Source organism: Desulfomicrobium apsheronum (genome assembly GCF_900114115.1).
Classification (GTDB): domain Bacteria; phylum Desulfobacterota; class Desulfovibrionia; order Desulfovibrionales; family Desulfomicrobiaceae; genus Desulfomicrobium; species Desulfomicrobium apsheronum.
The window spans coordinates 238756-255756 of record NZ_FORX01000004.1; the positions used below are offsets into that span (position 1 = coordinate 238756).

Annotated in this window: 15 protein-coding genes; 7 read left to right on the forward strand and 8 right to left on the reverse strand. The window is 59.5% G+C overall.

The features are described from left to right. From BMZ40_RS06600 to BMZ40_RS06615, 4 genes are all read left to right on the forward strand, one after another. On the forward strand, nt 1-975 hold the full coding sequence (locus BMZ40_RS06600) for an ABC transporter ATP-binding protein (protein WP_092373309.1): 975 nt from the start codon (nt 1-3) through the stop codon (nt 973-975). A 3-nt stretch (nt 976-978) separates the two neighbouring features. Next, on the forward strand, nt 979-2001 hold the full coding sequence (locus BMZ40_RS06605; RefSeq protein WP_092373310.1) for an ABC transporter ATP-binding protein: 1023 nt from the start codon (nt 979-981) through the stop codon (nt 1999-2001). A gap of 38 nt (nt 2002-2039) precedes the next feature. After that, complete coding sequence (locus BMZ40_RS06610; RefSeq protein WP_092191435.1) at nt 2040-2501, forward strand: acyl-CoA thioesterase; 462 nt, start codon at nt 2040-2042, stop codon at nt 2499-2501. Nucleotides 2502-2611: 110 nt separating this feature from the next. Beyond that, nucleotides 2612-3235 (forward strand): queuosine precursor transporter, encoded by a 624-nt coding sequence (locus BMZ40_RS06615; protein ID WP_092373311.1) that lies wholly within the window; start codon nt 2612-2614, stop codon nt 3233-3235. A gap of 159 nt (nt 3236-3394) precedes the next feature. Here BMZ40_RS06615 and BMZ40_RS06620 read toward each other — a convergent pair whose 3' ends face one another. Continuing rightward, a complete protein-coding gene (locus BMZ40_RS06620; RefSeq protein ID WP_092373312.1) occupies nt 3395-4645 on the reverse strand; it encodes an OmpP1/FadL family transporter in 1251 nt (416 codons plus the stop codon). A gap of 267 nt (nt 4646-4912) precedes the next feature. On the opposite strand from BMZ40_RS06620, the gene BMZ40_RS06625 reads away from it, so the two are divergent. Next, nucleotides 4913-5563, forward strand: coding sequence for a TetR/AcrR family transcriptional regulator (locus BMZ40_RS06625; RefSeq protein ID WP_177193050.1), 651 nt, complete (start codon nt 4913-4915; stop codon nt 5561-5563). Between the two features lie 81 nt (nt 5564-5644). On the opposite strand, the gene BMZ40_RS06630 is transcribed toward BMZ40_RS06625, so the two are convergent. The 4 genes from BMZ40_RS06630 to BMZ40_RS06645 all read right to left on the reverse strand — a co-directional run bounded on the left by BMZ40_RS06630 (nt 5645) and on the right by BMZ40_RS06645 (nt 10480). Next, a complete protein-coding gene (locus tag BMZ40_RS06630; RefSeq protein WP_092373316.1) occupies nt 5645-6727 on the reverse strand; it encodes an LptF/LptG family permease in 1083 nt (360 codons plus the stop codon). Beyond that, on the reverse strand, nt 6724-7893 hold the full coding sequence (gene lptF, locus BMZ40_RS06635; protein WP_245751048.1) for an LPS export ABC transporter permease LptF: 1170 nt from the start codon (nt 7891-7893) through the stop codon (nt 6724-6726). The genes BMZ40_RS06630 and lptF overlap by 4 nt, the downstream gene beginning before the upstream one ends. Nucleotides 7894-7898: 5 nt before the next feature. Beyond that, nucleotides 7899-8081 (reverse strand): hypothetical protein, encoded by a 183-nt coding sequence (locus BMZ40_RS06640; RefSeq protein ID WP_092373319.1) that lies wholly within the window; start codon nt 8079-8081, stop codon nt 7899-7901. Nucleotides 8082-8149: 68 nt separating this feature from the next. After that, nucleotides 8150-10480, reverse strand: coding sequence for a DNA internalization-related competence protein ComEC/Rec2 (locus BMZ40_RS06645; RefSeq protein ID WP_092373321.1), 2331 nt, complete (start codon nt 10478-10480; stop codon nt 8150-8152). Nucleotides 10481-10710: 230 nt separating this feature from the next. Between BMZ40_RS06645 and BMZ40_RS06650 the strand changes: the two genes are divergently transcribed. Both BMZ40_RS06650 and BMZ40_RS06655 read left to right on the forward strand, forming a co-directional pair. Continuing rightward, nucleotides 10711-11130 (forward strand): response regulator, encoded by a 420-nt coding sequence (locus BMZ40_RS06650; protein ID WP_092373323.1) that lies wholly within the window; start codon nt 10711-10713, stop codon nt 11128-11130. A 28-nt stretch (nt 11131-11158) separates the two neighbouring features. Further along, nucleotides 11159-14317 (forward strand): hypothetical protein, encoded by a 3159-nt coding sequence (locus BMZ40_RS06655; protein WP_092373325.1) that lies wholly within the window; start codon nt 11159-11161, stop codon nt 14315-14317. Between the two features lie 196 nt (nt 14318-14513). Here the strand turns inward: BMZ40_RS06655 and BMZ40_RS06660 are convergent, their stop codons facing one another. The 3 genes from BMZ40_RS06660 to BMZ40_RS06670 all read right to left on the reverse strand — a co-directional run bounded on the left by BMZ40_RS06660 (nt 14514) and on the right by BMZ40_RS06670 (nt 16964). Then, a complete protein-coding gene (locus BMZ40_RS06660) occupies nt 14514-14966 on the reverse strand; it encodes a metal-dependent hydrolase (protein WP_092373327.1) in 453 nt (150 codons plus the stop codon). A gap of 61 nt (nt 14967-15027) precedes the next feature. Beyond that, on the reverse strand, nt 15028-16209 hold the full coding sequence (locus tag BMZ40_RS06665; RefSeq protein ID WP_092373329.1) for a SufB/SufD family protein: 1182 nt from the start codon (nt 16207-16209) through the stop codon (nt 15028-15030). Next, on the reverse strand, nt 16197-16964 hold the full coding sequence (locus tag BMZ40_RS06670) for an ABC transporter ATP-binding protein (protein ID WP_092373331.1): 768 nt from the start codon (nt 16962-16964) through the stop codon (nt 16197-16199). Before BMZ40_RS06670 ends, BMZ40_RS06665 begins: the two co-directional genes overlap by 13 nt. Nucleotides 16965-17001 lie beyond the last annotated feature (37 nt).

Sequence of the window (17001 nt, forward strand, 5' to 3'; positions counted from 1 at the left end):
ATGACCCATCTTCTTGAAGTGCAGGATCTGGTGGTCAAATTCGGGCTGCGTTCCGGAGACCTCACGGCCCTGAACGGCATCAATTTCACGCTCAATCCCGGCGAACGCATGGGACTGGTGGGCGAATCGGGCGCGGGCAAATCCGTGGCGGGTTTCTCCATCATCAACCTCATAAGCAAGCCCGGCTTCATCGCCTCCGGCCGCGTCCTCTTTGAAGGCGAGGAGATCAGCTCCTATCCGCTGGAGCAGATGCGCGACATTCGCGGCAACCGCATCAGCATGATCTTCCAGGACCCGATGATGACCCTGAACCCCGTGCTGACCATCGGCACCCAGATGGTCGAGACCATCCAGGCCCACAATCAGGTCAGCACCACCCATGCTCGCGAGATCGCGCTCGAAAAGCTCCAGAAAGTCTACATTTCCTCGCCCGGCAAACGCCTTGGCCAGTATCCGCACGAACTCTCCGGCGGCATGCGCCAGCGCGTGGTCATCGCCATATCGCTCCTGACCAACCCGAGTCTGATCATCGCCGACGAGCCCACCACAGCCCTGGACGTGACCATTCAGGCCGAGGTCATGGCCCTGCTCCTCGAACTGTGCAAGAACGAAAACATGGGGCTCATCCTCATCACCCACGACCTTGGCGTAGTCTCGCAGGTCACGGAGAAGATCGCGGTCATGTATGCCGGACGCATCGTGGAGCAAGGGTCGACCACAAGCATCGTCGGAAGTCCCCGGCACCCTTACACCAAGGGGCTGATCCAGGCGCTGCCCCAGGGCGGAAGCGGGCGCGGCAGACTGCACCAGATTCCGGGCATGATGCCCAACCTGACCAGCATCCCCCCGGGCTGCGCCTTTCATCCACGCTGTGAACACGCCATGGACATCTGTCGGCGCGAGACGCCCGGACTCTTCGGCAATTCGGACAACTCGGGCCTGGTGGCCTGTCATCTTTACGCGCAAACCAGGTAGATCATGACAGCACAAAACAACTCCCTCGTGCGGATCACCAATGTGGTGAAGCACTTCGACATCTCCGGCGGCTTTCTGGACCGGATCAGCTTTTCCGGCGGGATGCCGACCCTGACCACGACCACGGTCAAAGCCCTGAACGACGTCTCCCTCGACATCGTGCAGGGCGAGATTCTCTCCGTGGTCGGCGAATCCGGCTGCGGCAAGTCCACTCTGGGGCGCACGGTTCTGGGCCTTTATCCGCCCACCAGCGGCGAAATCGCATTTCGCGGGCAGCGCATCGACAATCTCTCGCCCAAGGAGATGCTCCCCTACCGTCGCAAGATGCAGATGGTCTTTCAGGACCCCTATGCATCGCTGAACCCGCGCATGACCGTGCGCCAGATTCTCGAGGAACCGACCCATTTCCACTTCCCCGACCTTTCGAATTCACAGGTCCGGGACAAGGTGGCCGAGGTCATGCGCCAGGTGGGCGTGGATCCGGCCTGGGCCGGACGCTTCCCCCATGAATTTTCCGGGGGCCAGCGTCAGCGCATCAGCATCGCTCGCGCACTGATGGTCGACCCGGAATTCATCGTAGCCGATGAACCCATTTCCGCCCTGGACGTATCCATTCAGGCGCAGATCCTGAACCTGATCATGGACTGTCAGGAGCGCTTCGGTCTGACCTATATGTTCATCACCCACGATCTTTCCGTGGTCGAACACATCAGCACCCGCGTGGCCGTCATGTATCTGGGCACGCTCTGCGAACTGGCCAGCAAGGAAAACCTCTACGGCGATCCGCGCCACCCCTATTCCCGCGCGCTGCTCTCGGCCATCCCCAAGCTCGGCGGCAAGGGATTTTCGCACATCCGCCTCAAGGGCGAGGTGCCTACTCCCATCCTGCTGCCCACGGGCTGCGTCTTTCACACCCGCTGCCCGTTCACCAATGAACGCTGCCGCCGTGAAATTCCGCCTCTGCTGCCCCAGCCGGGTGGCAGCCAGGCCGCCTGCCACGCGCTGGAAGAAGGACGGCTCTCGTGAGCACTTTTCCCCGCAAGGTCAGCGAAAGCGAGACCCTGATGACCCACCGCGCCCTGCCGGAAGACGCCAATCCGGCCGGGAACGTGCACGGCGGGGTGATACTCAAGCACCTCGACCTGGCCGGGGCGGTCTGCGCCATGCGCCACGCGCGCATGAGCGTGGTCACGGCCTCCATCGACCGCATGGAGTTCAAGGCCGCCGTAAAGGTGGGAGAGCTCATGCTGCTGCACGCCAGCGTGAACAGGGTCGGGAAGCAGTCCATGGAAATTGGGGTTCGCGTTGTGGTGGAAAATCTCATGACCGGAGAGCAGCGTCACGCGGCCTCGGCCTACCTGACCTTCGTGGCCATGGGCCCGGACAAGAAGCCGGCGCCCGTGCCGGACCTCATCCTTGAGACTCCGACTCACCAGCGCCGCAACCGTGAAGCCATGATGCGCCGCGAATTGCGTCTGGAAGAACGCAAACGTGAACGGCTGGCGCAGGAGTCCGAGCAGGCCTGACCGAAAAACCGGGGCCCCTTTTTCTGACCTTCCGCGTGCCCAACTCCGGCATTTACAGCCCAGCCGCTTCAGTCTAGGGAAAGGCCCGAATTCATCTTCTGGAGCATCCCATGAACGCAATCGTCATTCTCGTGGCGTCCTATATCGCCCTACAGATATTTTCCGATGTCGGCTCCCTGCGCATCGTCATGCTCGGCGGCATGTCCATTGACGCCGGCACCTTCATCTATCCCCTGACCTTCACCCTGCGCGACATGGTCCACAAGACCATGGGCAAGCAGGGCGCGCGGCTCATGATCATCACCGCGGCCGGCTTCAACCTGCTCATGGCCGCCTATTTCTGGATGGTCTCCATCTTGCCGCCGGACATGGGCGTGGGATCGCAGGCGGAGTTCGGGCAGGTGCTGGCCCCCCTGTGGAGGCTTGTTTTCGCGTCCATCATCGCCGAAGTCATCTCCGAACTGACCGATACTGAAATCTACAGCCTGTGGAAGGAAAAGGTCACGGCCCGGCACCAGTGGTCCCGGGTGCTGGTCAGCAACGCGGTCAGCATCCCGCTGGACAGTCTCATCTTCTGCTGGATCGCTTTTGGCGGCCTGTTCGAGGGGGCCGTGGTCTGGTCCATTTTCTTCAGCAACACCCTGATCAAATTCGCCACCACCCTCGTGTCCCTGCCTGCCATATATCTGGTCAAGGAAAAAGAAAGCGAACCGGCAGCCACAAACCACTGCTGACCACATTTTCGCACCAGAAAAGAGCACCAAAGCGCTCCTGAAAGCCGGGTAACCGGCTTTTTTTGGGCCCTTTTCCCTGCGCCGAAAGCAGAGCATAAAAAAACGCCCCGCGATGCGGGGCGTTTTTTTGATTCCTAGTGTCTGAATCCCGGGGAAGAGCTAGAACTTGTAACCAACGGACAGACCGACCATGTGCGCATCGGCGTTGTCGATTTCACCTTCGAGGACGCCATCAGCAAGCCTAGCGTCGATGTCCCGATCCATGATCATAAGATAAGTGTAGTTCACGTCCACAACCCAGCTGTCCCAGTGAAAACCAAGACCACCGTTCAACAAGTGACGGTCATTGGCCGGGACCATGTAGTCGATGGTGTCGTCCTGCACAGGGGACTGGTCATAAACGTATCCGACGCGCAGATCGAGCCAATCCAGAGCGGCATATTCAACGCCAATGTTGAAACGCCATACGTCTTCCCAATTTTTAGGGGCCACGGTTTGATCAACAAGGCCAACACCTGGTTTGAGAACAGTGTCATCGCCGAAATTAATCTTCAGCTCATCATATTTGCTCCACAATGTATAAACGGCGCCAACTTCAACACTAAGCTTCTCCGTGGGATACATTGCGACACCAAAAGCAAAAGAATCAGGCAGTGTTACAGTACCACTTGCTGATGTGTCCTCAAAATAACCTGCAGGTAGTGCGTCAGGAATATCAGAAAAATTTGCGTCTCCCGTAACCTTCATTGTCACCGGGCTGCGATAGGAAAGTCCCAGCTTAGCGTAAGAACAGGGCTGGTAATGCAAGGCCATATTGAAACCATATCCCATGCCATCAGCCTCAAGGTGCGCATCGCCATCCACTGGTGCGCCAAGTGGAAGCTTCTTCTTCTGCGAAAAATTCAGATACATGGCCTCAACACCAAAAGCTGCGGAAAAATTATCCGTAACTTTCACGGCCACGTTGGGATTGATGGAGACGGATTCGATGATGGCTTCGTAGGAATTGTAACGGCCGCCCCAATCTTCATCGAAAACGGAACCCAGGCCAAAGCGGGAGAATGTTCCAAGGCCTATGGAGTAGCGGTCGTTAACCTTCCAGGTGGCGAAAAAATGCGGCGGGATCCAGAGGGAATCCTTGTCCGAGGAATACCACTTGCCGTCGGCCTTAATGTCAAGCACCGGATGAATAGCCGTGAACCCGCCCAGAACCTGCAAGCCATCAAGCTGCGTGATGCCTGCCGGGTTTGTGGCAAGAGCGGATGGATCGTCGGCACGGCCCACCGTGGCTCCGCCCAGGGCGTTGCCGCGAGCGCTCCATTCATAAATGCCGAAGCCGGCCGCAAAGCCGAATTGCGCGCTTAACAGCACCAGACACCAAGCAAAGACCCACGATTTCAAAGTTTGCATCCATCCTCCCCTTTGTTGCACTGTTTCCGCCACAAGCGAAGCACCTTAAGTGCGCGCTCAATATATTTTTGATAGAGCGCTAAATGAAGAAGGATTCTGCGTCAAGAGTTTTGCAACGCACCGCCATTAAAGGGTATTGCTCGTACTCATTCTCATTTTCAGGCAATCAGTATTCTTGAACGGACAAGCAGGGTTTGGTCGGAAAAATGGTGGACTGGTCAATGGGGGGTGGGTACAAGTCAGAAAAAAACAGGGGGGAAAAGGCAAGTGGCCATAGGCAACAAAGAACGCATTCTGAAGACGGCCAAACGGCTTTTCGGGGAACTGGGGTACGCGGAAACCACCTACAAGCGCATCGCCCAGGAGGCGAGTATCGCCGACGGGCTCATCGCCCATCACTACGGGAGCAAGGAGAATCTGTTCCAGTTGGTGGAGATAGACATCCTCTCGAACCTGCTGCTCAAAATCGACGAGAGCCAGTACTATGCATCCGACGGACTGAGCGGCGTACTCAATTTCGCCAAATGCATCCTGAAGGCGTCCACGGAATCTGAATCAGGCTTCCTGACCCTGCTGCGCTGCTCCCCGTTTCTGGCCAACACCGTCGACGCGGACAACTCCGAAATCCTGAATGTCTGCTCCAAGGTAGTCGAAAAGATGCTTGAGTGCCTGCGCAAGGGCATCGCCGACGGCTCCATCCGCGCGGATCTGGAGCCCGATCTGGCCGCCAGCGTTATCTTTTCCACGGTCTTCGGCTCGACCCGCGCGCGCCTGCTGGCCAAGGAAAACATCCTGGGGCTGAGTTTTTCAGACGATTTCTATCCTGAAATCCTGCGGATTCTCACCAGGTACCTGGAGCCCGTTGAAAAGACCCCACCTCAAGGCTGCGAGTCATCGTCATCATCCGAGCTTCCCTGAACCATGGCATAGGCAACCAGACATCCGAGCAAAAATCCGCCAATCGTAATCCACCAGACCATCCCAGCCCCCTGTCGGCAATCAACCCAGATGAAAAGATCGGCCGCGCAGCATCCATCCGCCTGCGACGGCCGTGAAGAAAGCATTGGCCGCCCAGGCTGCCAGCATTGGCGGCACAAGGCCTTTTTCCCCGGCCGAGGCGCACAGCACGAACAATCCGTAATAGCAGAATGTGGCCACCAGCCCAATGGGGATAATGACGAAAAGTGAACCGAAAAGGGACACCACTGCCAGGGCGATGAGCGCCATGACCAGGACAGAGCCCGCGTAGGCCAGCTTCATGTGCCAGGCGGTCTGCAAACGCTCGATGTTCGAGCCGGAATCTTGCAGCCGCTTTATTTCGGCGCCCAGTTGCCAGAGCGGCAACGACTCAAGCCGGGTCTTGGGATCGACGATCAGAAAGCTGCCCAGGTCGGTGCGCAGGTCAAGCTCCATTTGCGCGACTTCCTGCACCTCGAAGGAGGCGGGAAACGTGCGCGTCACATCCGTCAGGAACCAACCGGCGGCAGTCGACTTGAATGTCCGGGCCCGCAGGATCTCTTTTACGCTCCCGGCGTCGTCATCTTCCAGGACATGCACCGTCAGCCATGAACCCTGACCCGCGGACGGGGTCACTTCGCCCATGTGCACGATGCGATTACCCTCGCGAAACCAGATGTCGGCCAGCTGCCGTTTTTCAATCTGGCGATTGCGCACCTCCTCGTTCCAGATCCGATCCGCCGCCCTGTGACCGCTCACGCCCAGCGCCTCGGAAAAAAGGAGCTGCACCACGCAAAGGGCAAGGGCGTACCAGATCACGGACTTGGCCACTGCTCCCGGTGACACGGAGCAGGCTTCCAGGGCCAGAAGCTCGCGGCTACGCAGCATGAGGCCCATCTGCACCATGAGCGCGATCAGGAAAACCGCAGGAAAAATCTGGGCCAGGATAAAGGGCGTGCGGTAGAGAAAATAGGCACCAACGGAGGACAACCCTACCCCCGCCTCCAGAAAGTCATCGAGCCTGTCGAAAAGATCGATAAAGACATAGATCCCAAGGCCGATGCCGCAAACCAGCAAAAGAAGGAAAAGATTTTGCCGCAGGATGTAACGTGTCAGCAGCTTCATGCGTCAGCCCCCTTCAGGCCCAGGGTTCTGAGCACCCAGAATCGCAGCATCCGGAAATTGACCTCCTTCTCCGTCGCGACCAGCCACATGCCCACCGCCGCTGCCAGCAGGAAAATGAAGTTGGGTAGCCACAGGGCCAACGCCGGTGCCAACACCCCGCTTTCAGCCAGGGACATGCCTCCGGACAAAAGCACGTAGTAGAGAAAAAATGCGCCAAGGCAAACGATCAGCCCGAACTGGCGCTTCATGCCCTGAAAGAAAAAGGCCAGCGGCAGGGCGAAAAATCCAAGCACGATGCAGGCCGCGGGCAAGGAAAAGCGTTTGTGCAGTTCTATGTCCACCCGGCGCTGAAAATTTTCGCTCCTGTCCTTGAATCCGGCGCCTTTCAACGCCAACAGATCCTTCCAGGACATCTCCTTGGGGGCCTTGTCACTCAGCTCGAAACCGCCCAGCAGGCGTGTCATGTCCAGGGAAAGGATATAGCTTTCAAAGCTTATGACGCTCAGCTCCCCACCCTCCTCGCGGTAGACATGCCCGTCCTTCAGGCGCACGAAAACCTGGCCAAGATCCGGGTCGGAATCGATCTGCCCGACAGGGGCGACAATGGTCGCACGGGCCTTGGATCTTGAACTGTCGAGAACGAAGACGTCCAGCAACGCGCCGCTGCCCGGATCGGCCTGGCGGGCGTACACGGTCAGGCCGGGAAAGGAGGTGTTGAAGACTCCGGGTTGTACGTTGACGGAAGTCTTGTGGCGGGCCAATTCCACCACCGTCTGCCGGAAATTGTCCATGCCCCAGGATATGCCCGAGAGGGAAATCCACACCGTCAGCGCGGAACACAGCAGACACAGAAGCATGGGCGCGGGCAAGAGAGGCCAGATGCTGACCCCCCCGGCACGCAGGGAAATGAGCTCCCGGTCGGCCCCCATCCGCAGGAAAGTCAAAAATAGACCGAGCATGCACGACACCGGAATGAGCATGATCAGGAAAAAAGGGCTCAGATAGGTAAAGAGCTTGACCAGGTCGAAAAAAGTCACGCCCTGGGCCATGAACAGATCCCGCAATTGCAGGAGGCGGCCAAGCAGGATGAGACACAAAAAGCCTCCAAGGCAAATGGAGGCGATTAGCCCCATCTCCTTGAAAAGCTCCCGTTGCAGAAGAGGCACTCGAATCACCGGGACCCGGCCTCCTCGCGATAGAATCTCGCCAGAGCCAGCTCTTCAGGCGGGGTCAGGTCGAACCGCATGGCCGCCTGGGCCATGAGCTTCTTCAAATCCGGATCTTCGCGGCGATGCTCCTCGATCCAGGCGATGGCGTTGCGCAGGTTTTTGTCGCCGGGCATGATGGTTGTCATCTGGTTCTCCTTCTGGGTTGTCCGTACCGCCACGCCCATACAGGAAAGACCCGCGAGGCACAATCGGATCAATCCCCGCAAAGCACCCCTAAGCGCGCGCTTTCGACCCGCGCCGCCTTCTCGCCGCGCCAGCAAAATCTGAGCGCGCCATGATCGGCGGTGGTCAGGATCTCAAGGCCTGCCCGTTTGCAGGCCAGCACCACCGAAGGGTGAGGAAAACCGAAACGGTTGCCCGGCCCACAGGCCGCCACGGCCCATGCCGCTTGGACCTTGGCCAGGAAGCGAGGATGCAGGCTCGATTTGGAGCCATGATGAGGGAGCACCAGCACCTCGGCCGCCAGCGTGCTTTCCTGGTTTACGACGTGTTCCAGGGCCCGTTTTTCCAGATCGCCGGGCATGAGCGCCAGGCCGCGCCCATTCCGCACCAGACGCAGCGCCAGCGACGTATCGTTGTCGGAAATGCCCGTCTCGGCGGGTGCAGGATGGAGCACCTCCAGATGAAGACCGGGCTCGATGACCACCTTGTCTCCGGCGCGCAATCGGTGCACCGGCCAGGAGTTTCGCGTCAGCCTCTCCACCAGCCTCCGCGAATCATTCGACTGGTCCACAAGTCCGCTCCACCCGAACCAGCCCACATCAAAAGCATCCAGAATGTAAAAAAGACCCCGCAGATGATCGGCGTGAACGTGGGAGAGCAGCACCCTGTCAATTCGCGGAGGATGCTGCCAGCTTAGCGCCGGGCCAACCACGGCGCGCCCCGGATCATAATCGGCGCTCCAGCCTCCCCCGCCATCAACGAGCACCGTCCGTCCGGTACTGCCGCGCACCATGATCGCCTGACTCATCCCCGTGTCCAGGACCGTCAATTCAACCTCGTCGCGCCACTGCCTGCCCTCCTGCCACAATGACGGAACGGCCAGCAAAGTCAGCCCCAGCCCCAGAAACACCAATGCCCTTGGCCGGGACCGGGTGGCGGTCAGGAGCACGCTTCCCGCCACCAGCACGACCCCGTACCCGACCACCTGCACCCCCGAAGGCCGCAGCACGGGCGTGGCGGCAAGAAAACCCGCCCCATCGAGCAGCACCAGGAAGCGATCCAGGATATCCACACCCCAGGCGGCCGCGAAAAAACATCCTTTAGCCAAAAGGGGGCAGCACAGCGATGCCGCAAGCCCCAGAAATGACAGGGGCAGCACCGCCAGACTGAGCGCCGGCAACCACAATAAATTGAGCCACAGATGCGCGGTGACCTCGGAAAAATACAGGACCTGCGCCGGCAGGATGAACAGATTGGCGCAGCATGACACCGCCAGGAGGGTCAGCAGTCCATGGATGGGCCGCCAAAAGGCGCCGCGATCGCGCAATGGAGCAAGCAGGGCCGCCACGATTGGCATGAATAAAACGAGGCCGCCGACGGCCAGCACGGAGAGTTGCAGACTCAGATCGTGGGCCGAGGAAGGATCAGCCATGATCAGCACGGCAATGGCCGCGAAAAGAGCATCCTGGGGATGCGACCGTGAACCTACAAACAGATGAAGGGACACGGCGGTAAGCATGACAAAGGCTCGCAGAAGCGACGGAGAAAAATCGCCGAGCCACAGATAGGCGGCGACAAGAGGAAAAGCCGAAAGAACGGCCAGTTTCCGGCGTGGCAGGATCAGAAGCAGCCCGGGACAGATCCGGCTCAAAACCGAGGCCACGCCCAGGCCAAAGCTCGCGACCAGCGCCAGATGCAGCCCCGACAGGGCCAGGCTGTGTGACAGCCCGGCCCTGCGGATACGGTCCATGAAGTCCGCCGCAAGCAAAAATCTGTCCCCGAAAAGCAGGGCCCGGACCGCCGCCCCGCCCTGGGTATCAGGCATCAGCGGGCTGGCCAGATTCAACAGCCAGGTCCGAGGATTGGTCCGTCCTTCTTCCCAGATTACGCGGACGGCGCCTCGTGAGTACGCGCGGTGCCGAACATCCCTTCGCTTCCAGTAAGCTTCACTCGATGAAAGACCGAAATTAGCCCTTGAGCGCAGTTCGCGGATGCGCAGATCGGCCGTGAATTTCAGGCCAGCCTGAGGAACGACGGGCGGGTCAGTCCAGCTCCAGAGCAGCCTGCCTGGCAAGGTCGCGTTTGTGTCCAGCTTCACCACATCGCGGACCAGCACACTGACCCTGCGCCCCGGATGCGTGCGCACCGCATCCACCACACCCTGTATTCGAACCTTGGCATTCAAGAACGTTGTCCGATCATCCGTCACCCCGGGCATCCCCGCGAGCAGCCCAAGCCCGAAACACGACACCATGAGCGCAAAGGTCCGGCCGCGACGGGCAAATGCCAGCGCGGTCAACATGCAGGCGATCACGACGGGGAGGGCGTGGGCCCAGATCAGAATACCGCCGAGATAGCCCATTACGCCAATTTGCCAGGGAAGTGGGGGGATGGGGCCTTGGATGTGCGTGCGCTGCTCCTCCTAAATGGACAAGCTAACAAAACGCATCTCCGGCGTCGTACGCAAAAGTCCGTATTATCGGCAACAAAGGACCAAGAAGGGCGTTGCCTCCCGGCAGCATCTCGGGCTATGCATTCCCATAGACCGCCACGCAATGGCGGAGCCTATTCGAAAGACTTCAAGGAGCCCAAATGGAAGAATTTTCTGTACTGCTTGTGGATGACGAGGAAGACTTCCTGCGCACTATCATCAAAAGGCTGGCCAAGCGGGGCCTGAAGGCCCAGGGCGCGTCGAGGGGCGAGCAGGCGCTGGCCATGCTGGCCGAGGAACCTCGGGACGTGGTTGTCCTGGACGTGAAGATGCCGGGTATGGACGGACTGGAGGTCCTAAGAAGAATCAAGACCAGCTGGCCCAGTACCGAGGTGATCATGCTGACCGGGCACGCCAGCATCGACGCGGCCATGGAAGGCATGAACCGCGGCGCCTTCGACTATCTGATGAAACCAGCCGATCTGGAAGACCTGCTCTACAAACTTGAGGACGCGTACCGCAAAAAGTGCGTCAATGAGAGCCGCAAGGCCTCCTCCCCCACGAACAGCGAACCGGCCTAGGCCAGGCGCGTTTACAACAGGACCTGACGTGGCGCATTCCCGGCTCTTCTTCGATTCCAACGACTATACGCTGCTGCGCATCGTCAACGATATTCTGGACCGTACGGCGCAAAACACCAATATCCATTCCCTGCTCGATTCGTGCATGCATCCGCACGGCATCAAGGAAATGGCCGCGCCGCGGGTACTGCGCATTGCCTATGCCATCGCGAGCCTCCTCGGCTCCCTGGAAGTGGGCATGTCCTCCGACCGGCTGAACGCATTGCGCGCGCTCAAGGACGAGGTGCTGCTCGCGGGCAACGCCTATCTGCAGAAAAACACGTCGCGGGTGCTCCTGCAGATCATGAAGGAACTCATACGCCATCGTGGGGATGAACACACCCAGCTTTGCCTCGCCCACGACTTCCGCATGGCCTCTTCAGGCAAGCCCCGCGTGGTCCGGGCCGAACTCGACAAATACCACCTCCTGGAAATGCCCGAGGAGTGGAATCAGCTCGCCTTCGACCACCATGTCCACGACGCCAACACCAAGGGCCGCAAATCCCCGACCCATCTGGTCATGGACGCATGGATCAAGGGCGTGCGCTTTTTGACCGTTGTCTATTACAACTATGTGGACGCCGAGGTGGCCGAAGAACTTCTGGAAGCGGGCTGCATACTGGGCATGCACATTCGCATCGGCATCGATGTGTCCTCGCGTTTTCGGGGCAAATACGTCCGCGTAATCTGGGAACCCCAGAGCTACACCGACCCCAAGTCCTTCCGCGCCTTTCTGGAGGAACAACCGGTCAAGGCCTTCATGAAGGAAGGGCGGATGGTTTCCGCCTACCAACAGAAGTACGTGTTCGAGGCGTTGCAGGCATACAACCGCGTCCATCGCGGGGAATTGGCCCAGGAGTACGGACTGGAACTCGACCTGCTCGACGAGAAGGCCTTCGCCACCTTCGTGGGCACAGGCCAGCCGTCCCTCCTGCACCTGGCCAAATACATCCAGAGCGGCATGCAGCCCAAGCTCAAGCAGATCGTGCAGGTCATGGCCCAAGAGTACGAAACCGCCACGCCAAAACGACGCAAGGAATTGCTGGAACGACTCGACGCCCTGAACGCCATCGACTCGGAACTGCTCATGAACCGTTACCTGCAACCGTGCCGCAACCCGGAACTGCACGACCCGACCATTCCCCAGGACACTCCCGAGGTCCCGCCCCTGCTGCGCCTCAACGTCGGTGAACTGTTGCCAAGACTGGCCAAATTTCACTCCTCGTCCCATTTCACGCTGAACCTGAGCAATCTCTCCACGGCAGATGCCCTGGAAATTCTGTATGATTGTCAGGGACATATCAGCAACATCGAACTCTATAATCTCAAAGACGCATCCAGGGGCAAATGGTCGATGCCCGTGTCCTCGCAACTGGTCTGCCCCGGCGACGCCGTGGACGCCATCAGTCCGGAACGAACCTGCGCCCAGATCGCTGAGCTGCAAAAAGCCCTGAACGAGGACAACGTCATCGCCTTGAAGCGGGCCATCCGTGCCGTGATATGGTCCTTCGAGGAAGACCGGCTGGCCCTGGAAAACACAGTGGCCCATTCAAAAAACAAGAATGCCCTGTCACACGCAACCGAGCTTGAACGCGAACTTCTGCTTATGGAGGCGCGCAAGAACAAGCTCCTCGACATTCTTTTCAACATCGAAGCGTTCCATAAATACTACAAGAAGCGCCCCCTCGGCTCGCGCATCGGAAGCGGCTCTACGGGCCAGTCCAGGCACCAATACGGGATGGGCGTGGTGGTGCTTGAAACTCTCCCCAAACGAGCCCAGAAAATCGCGCTGAACCAGTCTCAAAGGCAGCGCAAGCAGCTTCCGGTCACCGCCAGGATGACGGTCCATTTCCGCACCCGCTGTCACGCAAAAAATGAAGAACCTTTTCTTTTGAGGCTGGCGCGGAAGATCCCGGGAATGGAACTGACCGGATGCCGCCGGGAGCAGGAATGGTTTCTCGACAGCATCGACATCCATCCCAAACGCCGTGGCAATATCGTCACCTTGGGCGGAGTGCAGCTTGAGCATGACAACGGGTTGCGCATCACCCAAAAAAATGGTGCGGGCGACGAAAACCATCTGTCCTTGAAGTACCTGAACACAGGGCTGAAAAACGCCCTCAAGATCCTGATCGGATTCATTCCGGCCTTCCTGACCTTTGCCCTGACCAAGGACTGGTGGGTCCTGGCCTATTTCGGGGGGCTGATCTGGTTCGCCATCACCGGAGTGCGCAACATCCTGCAGGCAGTGCTCGGCGGGGGTGGCTTGACGCGCTCACCTCTTTTGCAGTGGAACTCCCTGATCAGCTGGAGCCGCGTTGCCGACGATCTGCTGTACACAGGCTTTTCCGTCCCGTTGCTGGACCTTCTGGTCAAGACCATTATCCTGGATCGTGGCCTCGGCATCACCACGACCACGGAGCCGGTCCTGCTGTTCGCGTCCATGGCCCTGGCCAACGGCATCTACATCTCCAGCCACAACACCTTTCGCGGCCTGCCGCGTGCCGTGGTCCTGGCCAACTTCTTCCGCAGCATCCTGTCCATCCCACTGGCTGTTCTGTTCAACAGCGGCATAGCCGGCAGCATGCACATGGCCGGATTGACCGGGGTGGAGCAGGCGTTGCAGAAATGGGCCGCCATCATCTCGAAATTCGCCTCGGACTGCGTGGCGGCGGTCATCGAAGGGCTGGGCGACCGGCACAACAATGTACGGGTGCGCCTGGCCGACTACCGTGCCAAGCTCATCGCCATGTTTGACGCCTTTGCCCGCCTGGATGTCCTTTTCCCGGAAGAAGACGTGCTGGACATGCTCCAATCGCCCAAAATGTTCATGGAAACGATTTCCTACGAAGCCCGCGACCTGGAAAAGGTGCTCATCGTCAACGCCCTGGACCTGATGTATTTCTGGCTCTACCAACCCCGCGCCTCCAAGGCCCTGGAGTTCATATCCCAGGACATGAGCAAGGAGGAATGGCTCATCTTCCTGCGCTCCCAGTACGTTCTCAAACGCTACCGCGAGATCAGCCAGATGTTCGTGGACGGTCTGGTGGGCAAGAACTTTTCCCGGGCCCTGGCCTTCTACCTGGACAGGTCGGATGAATACCTACGGGACCTGGAAAAGATGGGGGGCAGCCGCAGACTGCGCTGAAGAGAATCAGGACTTCGGATCTAAGCGGACATAGAGAGCTGAAGGACCCTGGATTCCCGCCTTCGCGGGAATGACGTCGAGGCGGATTCGGCGACTCATTCCCGCGAACGTTTTCCTTGCACGGGTTGCAAAGGCTTGCGCCCGCCCGGATGGATGCAGCGTTCAAGGCCACCCGAGGGCGCAGGCTCCCGCCTCCTCAACTCCATTTCCTGTCGATCATCAGGTGCGAAAAATACCCCAGCACGGCCGCCCCGTAAAAAGGCGCCATGGCCCTGGGCGTTGCGCCGTAGAGCCAGACCGGGAGCAGCACCAGGGGCAGGGGCACGGCGAGCATGGCCCACCAGGTGTGGGTCCAGCCACGATGGGGACCGATGGCCGGGAACATGGCCGCAAACCCCAGCACCGCCGCCCACTTGTAATAGCCCTGCACGATGAGCGCGAAATCGAGCACGGCCAGGGTCAGATAAAAGATATGCTGGCCCTTGGAGTCCGTGTCCACATCCGGAAAGAGGCTCCCCAGCAGCACCAGCGCGCCGAGCACGGCCAGCTGCGGCATCTCCGGGACGTACGTCCCGGTCCAGAACAATCCCCCCAGTACCGCGCCTCCCGTCAGCACCCCGCCGACCAGATGTCCCTTGTATCCGGGCATGGCATCCTCCAGAAATGCAAAAGCCCGGTCGAGCCGGGCCATTGCGAATGAATAAAGACGATTACATGGCGTCGCTGGCGTCCAGTTCGGCGATGGTCCTGTCGATGGACTCACGCAGTTCCTGGGGCAGGCCCATTATCTCCACGTTCAGAAAGCCGCGCACGATGGTCGAGGTGGCTTCGTCCTCGTCCAGGCCGCGCGCCATGAGATACTCGATCTCCTCCTGGGCGATCTTGCCCACGGCCGCCTCGTGAGACAGCTCCACTCCGGTCACGCAGCCCTGCAGTTCGGGGATGGCGTGGATCAGTCCGCCGCCGAGGATCAGGCCCTTGCACTCAAGATGTCCGCGCGCCGGAACCGCATTGCCGATGATCTCACCGCGCGCGACGATGGTCCCGCCGGTGGTGATGGTCCGAGAGATGATCTCGCCGCGTGTATTCGGGGCGTTCAGCACGATGCGGTTGCCCGTGTCCACGTGCGAGCCGGTGGGCGTGACGATGACTGAGTTGAAGCGGGCCACGGCCCCGGCGCCGTTCAGATATATCGTCGGATAGGACTGCACGGACTTGACCTTTTTCAGGAGGACGTAGTTGTTCTGCAGAACCCCGTTCTCCTCCACGATGCCCACCGTGCGCGGCCGGACCATGACGTCCTCGCCCCAGTTGTGGACCATGGTGAAGGTCAGCTTGCCGCCCTTCTTGATGTAGAATTCGGAGATGCCCAGATGCAGGGCCGAAGTCACGTCATGGGAAGTGGCGCAACCGGTGATGATGTGGACCTCGGAGTCCTCTTCGACGACTACGATGTTGTGCACGTTCTGGCCCACGTTCTGGCCTTTTATAAACAGGCAGGTCTGGACCGGCTCGGCGACCTTGACCCCTTTCTCGGTACGGATGAAATAGCCGCCGTGCAGCTCTTCCTTGGCCGCCGTGCGGGTGAAATCGTCCTTTTCCGGGTCCATGGCCTTCCAGAAATATTCGGGCAGGCCGTCGTATTTCTTGAGCGCCTGACGAATGCCCAGCACTTCCACTCCCTTGCCCGAGCTCTTGCAATGCACGGTGGAGTGGTCGAATTGTACAAACGTGCCCGCGCGTTCGCCGGTGGCGTCGACGTCCACTCCGACCATGCGCAGCTCATGCTTGCTCTCGTCGGACAGGGAGGAAAAATCGGGCAGCTCGGGGCTCTGGCGACCGGTGAAGGAATAGGAGTTCAGATCGACCAGGGTTGGGCTTAGTTCAGACATCTGATGCACTCCTTGTAGCCGTACTTGCTGATATGATCCAGAATGTCGCGGGGTCTGGTTGGCCGCGTATCACAACACAACACACCGTTGTACATGACCTGGCCACGGTCGGCGTTGACGTAGTCGAGGATGTAGCCGGTGTGGGTGATGATGAGGCCCGAGGTCTTGTTGCGGCGACGCAGGTCGCGCATGCACGTTTCGGGCGACGGAGCCGCCGCGCCGTCGAGCAGGGCGCGAGCCGTGTTGCCGATGAGGACCATGTTCTCCAGGTCAACGCCCGATTCCGGCTCATCGAAGAGGATGAGATCCGGATTCTGGGCCATGAGCTGCAGGAGCTCGGAGCGCTTGATCTCGCCGCCGGAAAAACCCGAATTGATATCGCGATTCAGAAAGTCCTCGAAATTGACGGTCTTGGCCATGCCGTCCACGTCAATCTCGCGGCCGCGAGCGCACATGGAGACAAGGTGGCGGGTCTTGAGGCCATGGATGGTCGGCGGACGCTGGAAGGACATGCCGATGCCGAGCCGGGCCCGTTCGTAGGTGGGCATTTCGGTGATATCGACACCCTTGAAGACAATCTTGCCCGCGGTCACGGTGTAGCCGCCAAAACCCATGAGCGTCATGAGCAGTGTGGTTTTCCCGGATCCGTTGGGACCGAAGAGAATGAACGTCTCTCCTTCGTCGATGTTCAGGTTGATCCCTTTCAAGACTTCCCTGTCACCGATACTGACATGCAGGTTTTCAATCTGAAGCATATGGTATCCTTGTGGTATGAAAGGCAGGACGGCGCGA